Annotated in this window: 16 protein-coding genes; 8 read left to right on the top strand and 8 right to left on the bottom strand. The window is 54.6% G+C overall.

What is annotated here, in order from left to right; all coding sequences use genetic code 11:
* Positions 1-19: 19 nt before the first annotated feature.
* Together panE and yajL are read left to right on the top strand one after the other, a co-directional pair.
* Positions 20-931 carry a 2-dehydropantoate 2-reductase gene (gene panE, locus QVF11_RS02300; RefSeq protein ID WP_287855136.1) on the top strand — a complete coding sequence of 304 codons (912 nt, stop codon included), beginning with the start codon at positions 20-22 and terminating at the stop codon, positions 929-931.
* A complete protein-coding gene (yajL, locus tag QVF11_RS02295) occupies positions 894-1,484 on the top strand; it encodes a protein deglycase YajL (protein WP_110273765.1) in 591 nt (196 codons plus the stop codon). Before panE ends, yajL begins: the two co-directional genes overlap by 38 nt.
* 63 nt (positions 1,485-1,547) lie before the next feature.
* Here the strand turns inward: yajL and thiI are convergent, their stop codons facing one another.
* Positions 1,548-2,996, bottom strand: coding sequence for a tRNA uracil 4-sulfurtransferase ThiI (gene thiI, locus QVF11_RS02290; protein WP_287855135.1), 1,449 nt, complete (start codon positions 2,994-2,996; stop codon positions 1,548-1,550).
* A gap of 199 nt (positions 2,997-3,195) precedes the next feature.
* Between thiI and xseB the strand changes: the two genes are divergently transcribed.
* The 4 genes from xseB to QVF11_RS02270 are packed head-to-tail and all read left to right on the top strand — an operon-like array spanning position 3,196 to position 7,253.
* On the top strand, positions 3,196-3,438 hold the full coding sequence (xseB, locus tag QVF11_RS02285) for an exodeoxyribonuclease VII small subunit (RefSeq protein ID WP_287855134.1): 243 nt from the start codon (positions 3,196-3,198) through the stop codon (positions 3,436-3,438).
* On the top strand, positions 3,439-4,338 hold the full coding sequence (gene ispA, locus QVF11_RS02280; RefSeq protein ID WP_142512200.1) for a (2E,6E)-farnesyl diphosphate synthase: 900 nt from the start codon (positions 3,439-3,441) through the stop codon (positions 4,336-4,338).
* A gap of 18 nt (positions 4,339-4,356) precedes the next feature.
* On the top strand, positions 4,357-6,219 hold the full coding sequence (gene dxs, locus QVF11_RS02275; RefSeq protein ID WP_287855133.1) for a 1-deoxy-D-xylulose-5-phosphate synthase: 1,863 nt from the start codon (positions 4,357-4,359) through the stop codon (positions 6,217-6,219).
* Between the two features lie 59 nt (positions 6,220-6,278).
* Positions 6,279-7,253: an aldo/keto reductase gene (locus tag QVF11_RS02270; protein ID WP_287855132.1), complete on the top strand. Its 975-nt coding sequence runs from the start codon at positions 6,279-6,281 to the stop codon at positions 7,251-7,253.
* A 140-nt stretch (positions 7,254-7,393) separates the two neighbouring features.
* Here QVF11_RS02270 and pgpA read toward each other — a convergent pair whose 3' ends face one another.
* From pgpA to nrdR, 6 genes are all read right to left on the bottom strand, one after another.
* The gene (pgpA, locus tag QVF11_RS02265; RefSeq protein ID WP_287855131.1) at positions 7,394-7,900 is read right to left on the bottom strand and encodes a phosphatidylglycerophosphatase A; all 507 of its coding nucleotides are present in this window, start codon (positions 7,898-7,900) and stop codon (positions 7,394-7,396) included.
* Positions 7,890-8,864: a thiamine-phosphate kinase gene (gene thiL, locus QVF11_RS02260; RefSeq protein WP_287855130.1), complete on the bottom strand. Its 975-nt coding sequence runs from the start codon at positions 8,862-8,864 to the stop codon at positions 7,890-7,892. Before thiL ends, pgpA begins: the two co-directional genes overlap by 11 nt.
* Before the next feature lie 75 nt (positions 8,865-8,939).
* On the bottom strand, positions 8,940-9,359 hold the full coding sequence (gene nusB, locus QVF11_RS02255; protein WP_110273773.1) for a transcription antitermination factor NusB: 420 nt from the start codon (positions 9,357-9,359) through the stop codon (positions 8,940-8,942).
* A gap of 19 nt (positions 9,360-9,378) precedes the next feature.
* Entirely contained in the window at positions 9,379-9,849 is a 471-nt protein-coding gene (gene ribH, locus QVF11_RS02250) for a 6,7-dimethyl-8-ribityllumazine synthase (protein ID WP_110273774.1), read from the bottom strand.
* 88 nt (positions 9,850-9,937) lie between these two features.
* A complete protein-coding gene (gene ribD, locus QVF11_RS02245; RefSeq protein WP_287855129.1) occupies positions 9,938-11,041 on the bottom strand; it encodes a bifunctional diaminohydroxyphosphoribosylaminopyrimidine deaminase/5-amino-6-(5-phosphoribosylamino)uracil reductase RibD in 1,104 nt (367 codons plus the stop codon).
* A 3-nt stretch (positions 11,042-11,044) separates the two neighbouring features.
* Complete coding sequence (nrdR, locus tag QVF11_RS02240) at positions 11,045-11,494, bottom strand: transcriptional regulator NrdR (protein WP_110273776.1); 450 nt, start codon at positions 11,492-11,494, stop codon at positions 11,045-11,047.
* Positions 11,495-11,641: 147 nt separating this feature from the next.
* On the opposite strand from nrdR, the gene QVF11_RS02235 reads away from it, so the two are divergent.
* Positions 11,642-12,184 (top strand): SadB/YajI family lipoprotein, encoded by a 543-nt coding sequence (locus QVF11_RS02235; protein WP_287855128.1) that lies wholly within the window; start codon positions 11,642-11,644, stop codon positions 12,182-12,184.
* Positions 12,185-12,479: 295 nt separating this feature from the next.
* Positions 12,480-13,364: a nucleoside-specific channel-forming protein Tsx gene (locus tag QVF11_RS02230; protein WP_112214120.1), complete on the top strand. Its 885-nt coding sequence runs from the start codon at positions 12,480-12,482 to the stop codon at positions 13,362-13,364.
* A 44-nt stretch (positions 13,365-13,408) separates the two neighbouring features.
* Here QVF11_RS02230 and QVF11_RS02225 read toward each other — a convergent pair whose 3' ends face one another.
* Entirely contained in the window at positions 13,409-14,098 is a 690-nt protein-coding gene (locus tag QVF11_RS02225) for a helix-turn-helix transcriptional regulator (RefSeq protein ID WP_287855127.1), read from the bottom strand.
* Positions 14,099-14,108: the final 10 nt, after the last annotated feature.

Below are 14,108 nucleotides of genomic sequence, written 5' to 3'. Positions count from 1 at the left end.
GAACAGGTGAGGAGGAATAATGAAAGTAACCGTACTCGGATGCGGTGCACTGGGACAATTATGGCTAACTGCGCTGTACAAACACGGACATGAAGTCCAGGGCTGGTTACGCGTCCCACAGCCATTCTGTAGTGTTAATGTCATTGAAACCGACGGTAGCGTGTTTAATGAATCATTCACCGCTAACGATCCCGATTTTCTCGCCAGCAGCGATCTGCTGCTGGTGACGCTCAAGGCCTGGCAGGTCTCCAATGCGGTGAAAAATCTCAGCGAGATCCTACCCGTATCAGCACCAATTTTATTAATGCATAACGGTATGGGTACCGTTGATGAGCTTAAGAGCGTCAAACAGCCGCTGCTGATGGCCTCGACCACCCAGGCAGCCCGACGCGATGGCAACGTTATCGTCCACGTTGCCAACGGTACCAGCCATATTGGCCCGGCAAAAGTTTATCCGCAGGACTACAGTCACCTTGCCGATGTCTTACAGGGCGTGCTGCCCGACGTCGCCTGGCATAACAATATTTATCCCGCAACCTGGAGTAAGCTGGCGGTAAATTGCGTCATTAACCCGCTCACAGCGTTAAAAAATTGTCGGAACGGTGAATTACGTAAATATCCGCAAGAGGTCGCAGCTATCTGTTATGAAGTCGCCGCGGTCATGGAACGTGAAGGGATGCATACCTCGCCGGAAAACCTGTTATTCTATATTCATCAGGTCATTGAAAGTACGGCAGAAAATACATCCTCAATGCTGCAGGATATTCTCGCCCAGCGCCATACGGAAATCGATTATATCACCGGTTTTTTACTCAAACGCGCCCGTGCCCACGGCATAGCCGTACCGGAAAATGCCCGCCTATTTGAACAGGTTAAGCGTAAGGAGAATGAATATGAGCGCGTCGGCACTGATTTGCCTCGCCCCTGGTAGCGAAGAGACCGAAGCGGTCACCACCATCGATTTACTCGTTCGCGGCGGCGTAAAAGTCACCACAGCAAGCGTCGCCAGCGATGGTAGCCTGACGATCGTTTGTTCGCGCGGCGTCAAACTGCTGGCAGATGCGCCGCTGGTCGAAGTTGCCGACGGTGATTTTGACATCATTGTTCTGCCTGGCGGGATTAAAGGTGCAGAGTGCTTCCGCGATAGCCCGCTGCTGGTAGAAACGGTACGCCAGTTTCATCTCTCCGGGCGTATTGTCGCGGCGATCTGCGCCGCGGCGGCCACCGTGCTGGTACCGCATAACCTCTTCCCAATCGGTAATATGACCGGTTTTCCTACACTGAAAGAGCAAATCCCCACCGAACAATGGCAAGACAAACGCGTCGTCTGGGATCCGCGAGTTAACCTGCTCACCAGTCAGGGGCCGGGAACATCGATTGATTTCGCACTGAAGATCATTGATTTGCTGGTTGGACGTGAAAAAGCCCATGAAGTCGCATCACAGCTGGTGATGGCGGCGGGCATTTATAACTATTACGAGTAAATGCAAAACGGCAACCCAATCCAGGGTTGCCGTTTTCAATGCTTACGCCTTAGTCAGGAAAATCTACGGGCGATACACTTTAACATTCTCAAAGCCCTGCTCACGCAAATACAGCGCCTGCAGGCGGCTCATGACGCCACGTTCGCACCACAGCAACCAGGTTTTACTCTGGTCGAGATCGCCGAATTTAGTGCTCAACTTGTAGAACGGCAGGGAAACCACATCGATACCCTCTACCTTCAACGGCCTTTCATCCTGCTCATCAACAGAACGAATATCGAGGATAACGTCGTTAGAGCCAAAACCGCTGACGGTTTCCACTTCCACCACGTCCTGCTCGGTCTGCTGGGCAATATCGCGAATATCAATGTTATTCGCTTCCGCCACCACTTTTTCAAGGATGCTGAAATCGAAGTTTTCTTCTTCCGCTTCGATCTTCGCCTTCACCGCTTTCACGGTCGGGCTTTTCGAGATAACGCCGCAGTATTCCGGCATGGTGCGGGCAAAATCTTCGGTACCGATTTCACGCGCCAGGTTAATAATGTGCTCTTTATCGTGCGAAATCAGCGGACGCAGAATCAGCGTATCCGAGACGTTGTCGATTAAACGCAGGTTGGTCAGCGTCTGGCTGGAAACCTGGCCCAATGCTTCGCCGGTGACCAGCGCCTGTACGCCATAGCGCTCAGCAACTTTCGACGCCGCGCGGACCATCATACGTTTGAGCACCACCCCCATCTGGCCGTCGTCAACTTTCTCAAGAATTTCGCCCACCACCGGCTCGAAATTAATCGCCACAAAACGCACACGGTGGGAGCTGCCGAAGCGGTTCCACAGATAATGCGCCACCTGACGTACGCCGATTTCATGCGCAGCGCCGCCGAGATTAAAGAAGCAGTAGTGCACACGGCAGCCACGGCGCATCAGCATATAGCTGGATACGCCGGAGTCAAAACCGCCGGAAATCAGCGACAGCACGTCTTCCTGGGTACCGATGGGATAACCACCGATACCTTCATAACGCCCTTTTACCAGCAGCAGACGATCGTTTTCGATCCCCAGGTTCACCGTGACATCGGGGTCAGTCAGCTTTACGCGCGCCGTTTCAATGTGCTGGTTAAGACCACCGCCGACGTAGCGTTCCACTTCGATAGAGGTAAACTCATGCTTACCACGACGTTTGACGCGCACACAGAAGGTTTTACCTTCCAGCGTTTCACGCCACAGCGGCAGCGTCTGCTCGAAAATATCGTGCAGCGAAGTGAAAGGAACGTCTTCGACTTCCAGAATATGGTGAATACCCGGAATACGCGTCAGCGCATCGCGAATAGCCAGACGCTGATTTTCATCTTTTGCCCGGACTTCGATATGATCCCAATGACGAACGACGGCAAGCGTCTCATCATAGTTTTTGAGAACGTTACGAATGTTCCCGGTTAAGATTTTAATGAAGCGCAATCGCACAGATTGGCTTTTGATGGTGATTTCCGGGAACAATTTAATGATAAACTTCATGGCGACAATAGTTCGTTGGCAAGCCCGACTGGGCTTTGAGCATAAAAAGTTGTACAGGCGCAACCCGCGTCTGCATCCAGGGCGCGGAGTATACCACTATTGGACGCTTTTCACCTGGCATTGCGCGTTATTTGATTAACCGCTCGACTTCGTTACCATATTGATAGCCATCGAGACATAACAAGAGTCTATATTCACTATGCCAAAGAAAAATGAAGCCCCGGCCAGCTTTGAAACCGCCCTGGGCGAGCTGGAGCAAATAGTCACTCGTCTGGAAAGCGGCTCACTACCGTTAGAAGAAGCACTCGGCGAATTTGAGCGCGGAATACAGCTGGCCCGCCAGGGGCAGGCAAAACTGCAGCAGGCCGAACAGCGCGTACAAATTTTGCTGGCAGATAGCGAAGACGCGCCGCTTACGCCTTTTACGCCGGACGCTGAATAAATGAACTTTCCGCAACAGCTACAGGCGTGCGTTGAGCAGGCCAATGAAGCGCTGCGCCGCTTTATCACCCCGCAGCCCTTTCAGAACACTCCGCTGGTCGAAGCGATGCAGTACGGTGCATTATTAGGCGGCAAACGCCTGCGTCCATTTCTGGTTTACGCCACTGGCGACATGTTTAGCGTTAGCCGTACCACGCTGGATGCCCCTGCTGCTGCCGTCGAATGTATTCATGCTTACTCACTGATACACGACGACCTGCCGGCCATGGATGATGACGATTTACGCCGCGGCCAGCCGACCTGCCATATTAAATTCGGTGAAGCAAATGCAATTCTTGCCGGGGACGCGCTACAAACGCTGGCGTTTTCTATACTGAGTGATGCGCCTATGCCAGAAGTCGCGGACCGCAATCGCCTGGCGATGATTTCTGAACTGGCGCAGGCCAGCGGCATCGCCGGAATGTGCGGCGGCCAGGCGCTGGATCTGGAAGCGGAAGGGCATCAGGTTGACCTGCAGGCTCTGGAACGCATCCATCGCCACAAAACCGGAGCACTCATTCGCGCAGCCGTACGTATGGGCGCGCTGAGTGCAGGTGAAGCGGGACGTAAAGCGCTACCCGCACTCGATCGATACGCAGAAAATATCGGTCTCGCCTTCCAGGTCCAGGATGACATTCTCGACGTGGTAGGGGATACTGCGACCCTTGGCAAACGTCAGGGAGCCGACCAGCAGTTGGGCAAAAGTACCTACCCCGCTCTCCTGGGACTTGAGCAGGCCCGGAAAAAGGCCCATGACCTGATTACCGACGCCCGCCAATCGCTAAATGAGCTGGCCGCGCAATCTCTGGATACTACGGCACTGGAAGCGCTCGCGAATTACATAATTCAGCGTGATAAATAAACAATAAATGAGTCTCTGATGAGTTTTGATATTGCCAAATACCCGACCCTGGCGCTGGTGGATTCCACCCAGGAGTTGCGTTTGTTGCCGAAAGATAGCCTACCGAAACTGTGCGATGAACTGCGCCGTTATCTGCTGGACAGCGTCAGCCGTTCCAGTGGGCATTTTGCTTCTGGTCTCGGCACGGTAGAGTTAACCGTGGCGCTGCACTACGTCTATAACACGCCGTTCGACCGTCTTATCTGGGACGTTGGCCACCAGGCCTACCCGCATAAAATTCTGACCGGTCGCCGTGACAAAATCGGCACTATTCGCCAGAAAGGCGGCCTGCATCCCTTCCCGTGGCGCGGAGAAAGTGAGTATGACGTCCTGAGCGTCGGCCACTCTTCTACCTCTATCTCTGCCGGGATCGGCATCGCTATCGCCGCCGCGAAAGAAGATAAGCAGCGCCGTGCGGTCTGCGTGATCGGCGACGGGGCAATTACCGCCGGGATGGCGTTTGAAGCAATGAACCACGCGGGCGATATCAAACCCGATCTGCTAGTGGTGCTCAACGACAATGAAATGTCGATTTCCGAAAACGTGGGCGCGCTAAACAACCATCTGGCGCAACTGCTTTCTGGAAAGCTCTATTCCACGCTGCGCGAAGGCGGCAAAAAGGTTTTCTCTGGCGTACCGCCGATTAAAGAGCTGCTCAAACGCACCGAGGAACACATCAAAGGGATGGTGGTTCCGGGGACGCTGTTTGAAGAGCTGGGCTTTAACTACATTGGACCGGTGGACGGTCATGATGTTATCGGTCTGGTCAATACGCTGAAGAACATGCGCGACCTTAAGGGGCCGCAGTTCCTGCATATTATGACCAAAAAAGGTCGCGGCTATGAGCCAGCCGAAAAAGACCCGATTACCTTCCATGCGGTGCCTAAATTCGACCACACCAGCGGCGTGCTGCCAAAAAGCAGCGGCGGCCTGCCCTCTTACTCGAAAATCTTTGGCGACTGGCTGTGCGAAACTGCCGCAAAAGATGACAAGCTGATGGCCGTCACGCCAGCAATGCGCGAAGGTTCCGGGATGGTCGAGTTCTCGAAAAAATACCCTGACCAGTATTTCGATGTCGCTATTGCCGAGCAGCACGCGGTGACCTTTGCTGCCGGGCTGGCGATTGGCGGGTATAAACCGGTGGTGGCGATTTACTCTACCTTCCTGCAACGCGCCTATGATCAGGTGATTCACGATGTCGCCATCCAGAAGCTGCCGGTGCTGTTCGCTATCGATCGTGCGGGTATCGTTGGCGCTGACGGTCAGACCCATCAGGGTGCATTCGATATTTCCTTCCTGCGCTGCATTCCGGATATGGTCATTATGACCCCGAGCGATGAGAACGAATGCCGCCAGATGCTGCATACCGGTTATCACTACAACGACGGACCAAGCGCGGTGCGCTATCCGCGCGGCGCTGGTACCGGCGCGGCGTTTGAGCCGCTGACCTTACTGCCTATCGGTAAAGGCGTGGTGAAACGCAAAGGCGAGAAAATCGCGATTCTGAACTTCGGCACGTTGCTACCGCAAGCGGCCAAAGCGGCGGAAAATCTTAACGCCACGCTGGTGGACATGCGCTTTGCTAAGCCGTTGGACGAATCGCTTGTCCTACAGCTTGCCGCAGAACATGACGTGCTGGTGACTCTGGAAGAGAACGCCATTATGGGTGGCGCGGGTAGCGGCGTGAACGAGGTGCTGATGGCCCGCCGCCGTGTGGTGCCGGTGCTGAATCTGGGCCTACCTGATTTCTTTATCCCGCAAGGGACTCAGGAAGAAGTTCACGCCGACCTCGGCCTGGATGCCGCTGGTATAGAAGCCAAAATCAATACCTGGCTAGCATAATCCCCCCTGGTGCTCCTGCTATGCTTAAAGGATACCCTTTAAAGTAGCAGGAGCGCATTATGCATTACATTCCCCTTGGCGATACCGATCTGCGCGTTTCCCGGCTCTGCCTCGGCTGCATGACCTTTGGCGAACCGGATCGCGGCAACCATGCCTGGACCTTACCGGAAGAGAGCAGCCGCCCGCTGATAAAGCACGCTCAGGAAGGCGGTATTAATTTTTTCGACACCTCAAACAACTATTCTGACGGCAGCAGTGAGGAGATCCTCGGCCGCGCGCTGCGTGAGTATGCCCGCCGCGACTCGGTTATCGTTGCTACCAAGGTTTATCATCAGGTGGGCGATCTACCGCAGGGCCTGTCGCGTGCGCAGATTCTGCGTTCCATTGACGATAGCCTGCGCCGCCTCGGCATGGAGTATGTCGATCTGCTGCAAATCCATCGCTGGGATTACAGCACGCCCATTGAAGAGACCCTGGAGGCGCTAAACGATGTGGTTAAAGCGGGTAAGGCTCGCTATATCGGCGCGTCGTCGATGCATGCCCGGCAGTTCGCTCAGGCCTTGATGTTGCAGGAGAAAAACAACTGGGCGCGCTTCGTGACCATGCAGGATCACTACAACCTGATTTACCGCGAAGAAGAAAATGAGATGTTGCCGCTGTGCAGCCGCGAAGGCGTCGCGGTGATGCCATGGAGCCCACTGGCGCGCGGTCGCCTGACTCGCCCTTGGGGAGAAACTACCGCCCGACTGGTATCGGATGAAGTCGGCAAGGCGCTCTACAACGCAACGGATGAAAATGATGAATTGATTGCCAACAACCTGGCCGAGGTAGCAGAGGAGCTTGACGCCAATCGCGCTCAGGTAGCGCTGGCCTGGCTATTGAGCAAACCTGGCGTGGCTGCGCCAATTATTGGCGCATCAAGGCAGGAGCAAATGGACGAGCTGCTACATGCAGTCGATTTAACGCTCACACCGGAGCAGATTGAAAAGTTAGAGACGCCGTATAAACCGCACCCGATTGTCGGGTTCAAGTAAAGCTCAACGCCCGGCTCTTTCTTCTCCCCGGGGGCGGCGCGTTGCCCGGGCTACGGGTCCTGCGCGATCTGCGGATTCGGTAGCCCGGACAGGTGCGCAGCACCGCCTCCGGGAAGCTGCTGACCTGGAGTTTACTGTGCTTAGAAAAGACCAATCGGCCAGTGGTGACCAATCACGTACAGCACCCCGGCGGAAATCACTCCGGCGACGATATCGTCTACCATGATCCCCATCCCGCCATGAATGTTGCGGTCGAACCAACGGATCGGCCAGGGTTTCCACATATCAAAAATACGGAAAATCACAAACCCGCCGGCAACCCACTGCCAGTCCAACGTCGGTATAGCCATCAGGGTTATCCACATCCCGACAAACTCATCCCAGACGATACTGCCATGATCGTGGGTACCCATATCTTTCGCCGTACGATGGCAGATATAGACGCCGATGCAAATGCCCATCATCACCACCAGCGAGTACAGCTGCCAGGGAAGAAAGGTCATCAGATACCAGAACGGAATCGACGCCAGCGACCCCATTGTTCCCGGCACCACGGGGCTTAGCCCGCTACCGAAGCCGGTAGCCAGAAGATGCCAGGGGTTGCTCATCTTCAGGCGGCTTTTCGCCACATCTCTACTACGCGCCAAAATGATCGTATCCCTTAAAATCGAGCGTGACAGGCTTGCCTTCGCGGATGAATTGCAGGCCTTCCGATTCCGGGAGAATCTGGCCAATACAGGTGAAACGTGCGCCGAGATTGGCGAGGGCGACGTCAAGCGCCCCGCGATTGAGTTCCGGCACGGTAAAGCACAGTTCATAATCTTCGCCGCCGGAGAGAGCCCAACGCAACGCCTGTTCCGTTTCAACCTGACGCAGCATTGCCTCCGAGAACGGCATCGCGTCGAGATCGACGCGCGCACCGCAGCCGCTGGCGTTAAGAATATGACCCAGATCGGAAATCAAGCCATCGGAGAGATCGATAGCCGAGGTTGCCAGATCGCGCAGCGCCTGCCCCTGCAGAACGCGCGGCAGCGGACGCAGGTGGCGTGCCAGCAGGTAATCAGCATCGGGCGCATCTTCAACCTGAAGCCGGTCCTGCAAGATCGCCAGTCCCGCAGCGCTGTCACCCGGTGTTCCGGTGACGTAAATCCAGTCGCCAGGCTTCGCTCCAGAGCGCTTCAGCCCGCGCCCTGTCGGCACAAAGCCGTGGATACCCAGCGTCATCGACAACGGCCCGCGGGTGGTATCGCCGCCAATCAACTGCATATCGTAATAGTTGAGCTGGACAAACAGGCTATCGCTAAAGGCTTCAAGCCACGCTTCGTCTGCTTCCGGCAGGGTCAGGGCCAGCGTTAACCACGCCGGTTCAGCGCCCATTGCCGCAAGGTCGCTCAGATTCACCGCCAGTGCTTTATAAGCGAGGTCAGCAGGGTCGATGTCAGGTAAAAAATGGTTTCCCGCCACCAGGGTGTCGGTGCTGATTGCCAGCGTTTTTTTCTCGGGGATATTCAGGAGCGCGCAGTCGTCGCCAATGCCGGTTTCAACATCGAGACGAGCGCTTTTAACACGATCAAAATAACGGGCAATCAGGGAAAACTCGCCGCATGCCATACGTTATGCCTCAGCAAAAGAAAAGAATAAGGCCGGATTTGCAGGAAAGATAATCTGCGAATCCGGCCCTGGAGTTTACTTTTTGTTGGGACGAATTACCGGGGCTGCTTTGTCCAGCACGCCGTTGACAAACTTGTGGCTATCTTCAGCGCCAAAGGTTTTCGCCAGTTCAATGGCTTCGTTAATCGCAACTTTGTACGGGACATCGCTACGCTTTGACAGCTCAAACAGCGCAATTCGCAGTACCGCTTTTTCCACCTGACCCAGCTCTTCCAGCAGGCGGGACAGGTACGGCTTCATCAAGCCGTCGAGGTACGCGCTGTTAGTCGCCACTCCGGTCAGCAGTTCACGGAAATACAGAACGTCAACATCTTTCACATCCTGTTCCGCCAGGAACTGGTATTCGACATCAGCGATGTCGTTTTTGGACAACTGCCAGGAGTAAAGCGCCTGGACAGCACACTCACGGGCGCGGCGACGAGCAGCAGGTTTCACGGAATTCCCCTTACAAAAATCAGGCCTTGATGGCTTTCAATACGTTAATCATTTCCAGCGCAGTCAGCGCTGCTTCAGCGCCTTTGTTACCGGCTTTGGTACCAGCACGCTCGATGGCTTGTTCAATACTTTCAGTGGTCAGAACACCGAAGGCTACCGGGATCCCGCTGTCCTGAGCGACATGCGCCAGGCCATTGCTTGCTCCGCCAGCCACATATTCAAAGTGCGCAGTGCCGCCACGGATAACGGTACCCAGCGCGATCACCGCGTCATATTTACCGGTTTTCGCCAGTGCGTCAGTCGCAAGCGGCAGCTCATACGCACCAGGAACCCAAACAACGGTAATGTTTTCATCTTTGACCTGGCCAATGCGTTTCAGGGCGTCAATCGCACCTTCCAGCAGGCTGTCATTGATAAAGTTGTTGAAACGCGCAATGGTGATGGCGACGCGGGCGTCCGGGGTAGCAACGTTAGCTTCAATAATGTTCATACTCTTCCTTCGGGTTCATTTGGCCCCGCAAGGGGGGCGGATTCTATCATATTAATCGGCGCACTGCTTTCCCTTTTGACCGGGGAAATCAAGCGTTCATTAAATGCAGGCAAATATCCGGGCCTACATGACGTATCTCGTTGAATTTAAAATGGGGGGCTTGCTCGAGTTTCTCAAGCCCCGGCAGCGCACATAATCCGCGTGCATCGGTGCCTAACAGTTTAGGCGCAATGTAGACGATAAGCTCGTCCACCAACCCGGCCTGCAACAGCGCACCAGCAAGCGTTGGCCCCGCTTCGACCCAAATACTATTAATTTGCTGTTTACCCAGTTGCATCATCAGCACCACCAGATCAAGATGGCCGTTATGCTCGGGAACCAGCAGGCTGCGCACGTTTTCCGGCCACTGACGAACATCTTCGTGAGTGCGGGCAAACAGCATCTCACCCGCCTGCTGCACGATACGATGCTGCGGGGTCACGCGGTTCTGACTATCGATAACGATCCGTAAAGGCTGGTGTAGGTTTTCTCGCGGATACAATGCCTGGGTGTCGGCATTGAGCTCGTCCCAGCGCACGGTTAGCGCCGGATCGTCAGTCAGTACCGTCGCGCTGCTGGTAAGGATAGCGTGGCTCTGCGCACGTAGACGCTGAACATCGCGTCGCGCCTGTGGAGAGGTTATCCACTGGCTCTCTCCGCTGGCCATCGCCGTGCGGCCATCCAGCGACGCACCCATTTTAAGCTGGATATAAGGAAATCCGGTACGCATCCGTTTGAGAAAACCTTTATTCAGCGCTTCGGCCTCGTTCATCATCAGCCCGTGGCTGACGTCAATGCCTTCCTGCTGCAGGCGGTACAGACCGCGCCCCGCCACCTGCGGATTCGGGTCCTGCATCGCGGCAACCACACGAGAAACGCCCGCGGCAATCAGCGCTTCGCAGCACGGCGGCGTACGCCCATGATGGCTGCAGGGCTCCAGCGTGACGTAAGCCGTCGCGCCTTTAGCTTTTTCACCAGCCATACGCAGCGCGTGGACTTCAGCGTGAGGTTCGCCAGCACGGTAGTGAAAACCTTCACCGACGATCTCGCCATCTTTGACGATAACGCAGCCGACATTCGGGTTGGGGTGAGTGGTGAAGCGTCCGCGCGCGGCCAGCTTGAGCGCTCGCGCCATGTACATTTCGTCCAGCATAGTTTAATCCTGTAGGCGGGCGATCTCTTCGCCGAACTCTTTGATATCTTCAAAGCTGCGATAGACGGAAGCAAAGCGGATATAGGCCACTTTATCGAGCTTTTTCAGCTGCTCCATCACCAGGTTGCCGATCATTTTGCTCGGTACTTCACGCTCGCCGGTCCCGCGCAGATGCGTTTTAATGTGGTTAACAGCCATTTCCACGTCGTCAGAGCTGACTGGACGTTTCTCCAGGGCTTTCAACATTCCGCTCCGCAGTTTTTCTTCATTGAAGGGTTCACGCACATCATTGCTTTTTACGACCCGCGGCATCACCAGCTCCGCCACTTCAAACGTCGTAAAACGCTCATTACAGACCAGACACTGGCGACGGCGGCGCACGGAAGAGCCCTCGCCCACCAGACGAGAGTCGATAACTTTGGTATCTACGGCGAAACAGAAAGGGCAATGCATAGCGCGTCCTGACATGTAATTAAACTAACAGGTAGTTTACCGCGAAGTGACGAGACAACAAAGGAAGAGCTTTTGAGATAAAGGATCTATAGTGCGCTTACCCGAACAGTCTACCATTAAGCATCCTCTGTTAACGGAATCCCAACCATGACAAGACGTTATTTAAAACTGGCCATTATGGGTAGCCTTTTCACCCTCAGCGCCTGTGCACAGCAAAGCGAAGTCCGCCAGATGAACCAGAGCGTGAGTACGTTGAGCAAAGAAATGACTCAGCTCAATCAGCAAACGGTAAAAATTACTCAGCAAAACGTCCTGAATGCAAAATCGACCCGCGGCGTTTATCTGCTGCCGGACGCAAAAACGCCAGCGCGATTGAACAGCCAGATCGGTACTCTGCGCATGTCGCTGCTCAATATCACGCCAGATGGTGACGGTACCAGGCTGATGCTGCGCGTTCAGGGCGAATCTAACGATCCGCTGCCGGCATTTAGCGCAACCGTAGCTTCAGGACAAATCAGCGGTACGACTGAGAATTATCAGGAAGTGAACGTGCAGGATCAGCTGATTAGCGCCCCGGCAAGCACGCTGGCACCGAGCGATGTCGATATTCCACTGCGCCTCAATGGCGTCACGCCGAAACAAGTCGGTTTTGTCCGTATCCACGATATTCAGCCTGCCAACATGCAGTAACACCTTCCGCCGGATGCCATAAACATCCGGCATTTCCCCGCATTGAAAATCCATTTACAGATTTCCCGATCGGTTCACTAAAAATTGACAGCATTTATGAATTTCAGTGGCATTTTGTCAAGAAATGCATAAAATCGTGAACGCAATCGATTACGTGTATGTTCGTTATGTGAAACAACACATATTTTTGTGAGCAATGATTCCTATAATAGACGCCACAGAAATACGAAATATTTAGAAACGCTTCGGCGATTCTTTTAACGCCTTCAGGCTTAATTTAAACAGTGGCATCATTATGAAAAAAACATTACTGGCAGCGGGCGCCGCTTTTGCGCTCTCCGCATCTTTCTCTGTCAGCGCGGCAGAAAACGACAAACCGCAGTATCTGTCTGATTGGTGGCACCAGAGTGTAAACGTGGTGGGTAGCTATCACACCCGTTTTGGGCCGCAGATCCGTAACGATACCTATCTGGAATATGAAGCGTTCGCCAAGAAAGACTGGTTTGATTTCTATGGCTATATGGATGCGCCGGTCTTCTTCGGTGGTAACACCGACGCAAAAGGTATCTGGAACCACGGTTCGCCGCTGTTTATGGAAATTGAACCACGCTTCTCTATCGACAAACTGACCGGTACCGACCTCAGCTTCGGTCCGTTCAAAGAGTGGTATTTCGCTAACAACTACATCTACGATATGGGCCGTAATAAGTCTGGTCGTCAGAGCACCTGGTATATGGGTCTGGGTACCGATATCGACACCGGTCTGCCGATGAGTCTCTCCCTGAACGTGTACGCTAAATACCAGTGGCAAAACTACGAAGCATCGAACGAAAACGAATGGGACGGTTACCGTTTCAAAGTGAAATACTTTGTACCGCTGACCGATCTGTGGGGCGGTTCACTGAGCTATATCGGCTTCACCAACTTTGACTGGGGTTCCGATCTGGGCGATGACAACTTCTATGATATGAACGGCAAGCATGCGCGCACCAGCAACTCCATCGCTTCCAGCCATATCCTGGCCCTGAACTACGATCACTGGCACTACTCTGTCGTGGCGCGTTACTGGCACAATGGCGGCCAGTGGGCGGACGACGCTAAGCTGAACTTCGGCAACGGCGACTTTAACGTCCGTTCTACCGGCTGGGGTGGTTACCTCGTAGTCGGTTACAACTTCTAATCTGCTCTGTTTTCCCCGGCGTCCGCGCCGGGGATACCTCATATTTAACGATCTTCGCATCTCACCTTGCGCATAAAATCACTCAATGAACGATCGGCTCTTTCGCTGAAATGACGCCCGGTCACAACAATATCCAGGCAACGATCAAGGCGAAAGCAGCGATAATCTTCACGCAGCTCGCACCAGGTTACCAGCAGCCAGCGCTCGCCCCAGAAAAAAAGCCCCAGCGGCAACACTTCACGCTGCGACACGTTTCCAGCTTCATCCCGATAGTTTAGCGCCAGCGCCTGCTGTCCAGAGACCGCCCGATGAACTAAATCAAACTGGTCTTTAGTGTAGCCCTGAGCGCCAAAATCCGGAGCAAACAAGCGCGACTGTTCCGCCTTGCGCCGACTCTCCGCGGGCAAAATCGCCAGCACTTTTTCCTGCGCCGACTCCAGCGCTTGAGACAACGACGCGCCGCCCCAGGTCTGCAGCATCCGAATCGCCGCCACCAGCGCTTCGGACTCCTGGGTCGTCAGCATCAGCGGCGGTAAATCGTAGCCCGCCAGTAGTCGGTAGCCGCTTCCTGCCTCCCCCTCCACCGGCACGCCAGAGAGCGACAGATCGCGAATATCACGGTAAATCGTGCGCTCCGACACACCAAGCCGCTCGGCCAGCAGTCCGGCAGTAGTTAACCTTCTCCCCCGCAGGATCTGGACGATTTGAAAAAGGCGGTCGGCGCGTCGGCTCATTTTTGTTATC

The organism is Klebsiella sp. (genome assembly GCF_027492335.1).
Classification (GTDB): Bacteria; Pseudomonadota; Gammaproteobacteria; order Enterobacterales; family Enterobacteriaceae; genus Klebsiella; species Klebsiella huaxiensis.
This window is presented reverse-complemented; position numbering and strand designations above follow the sequence as displayed.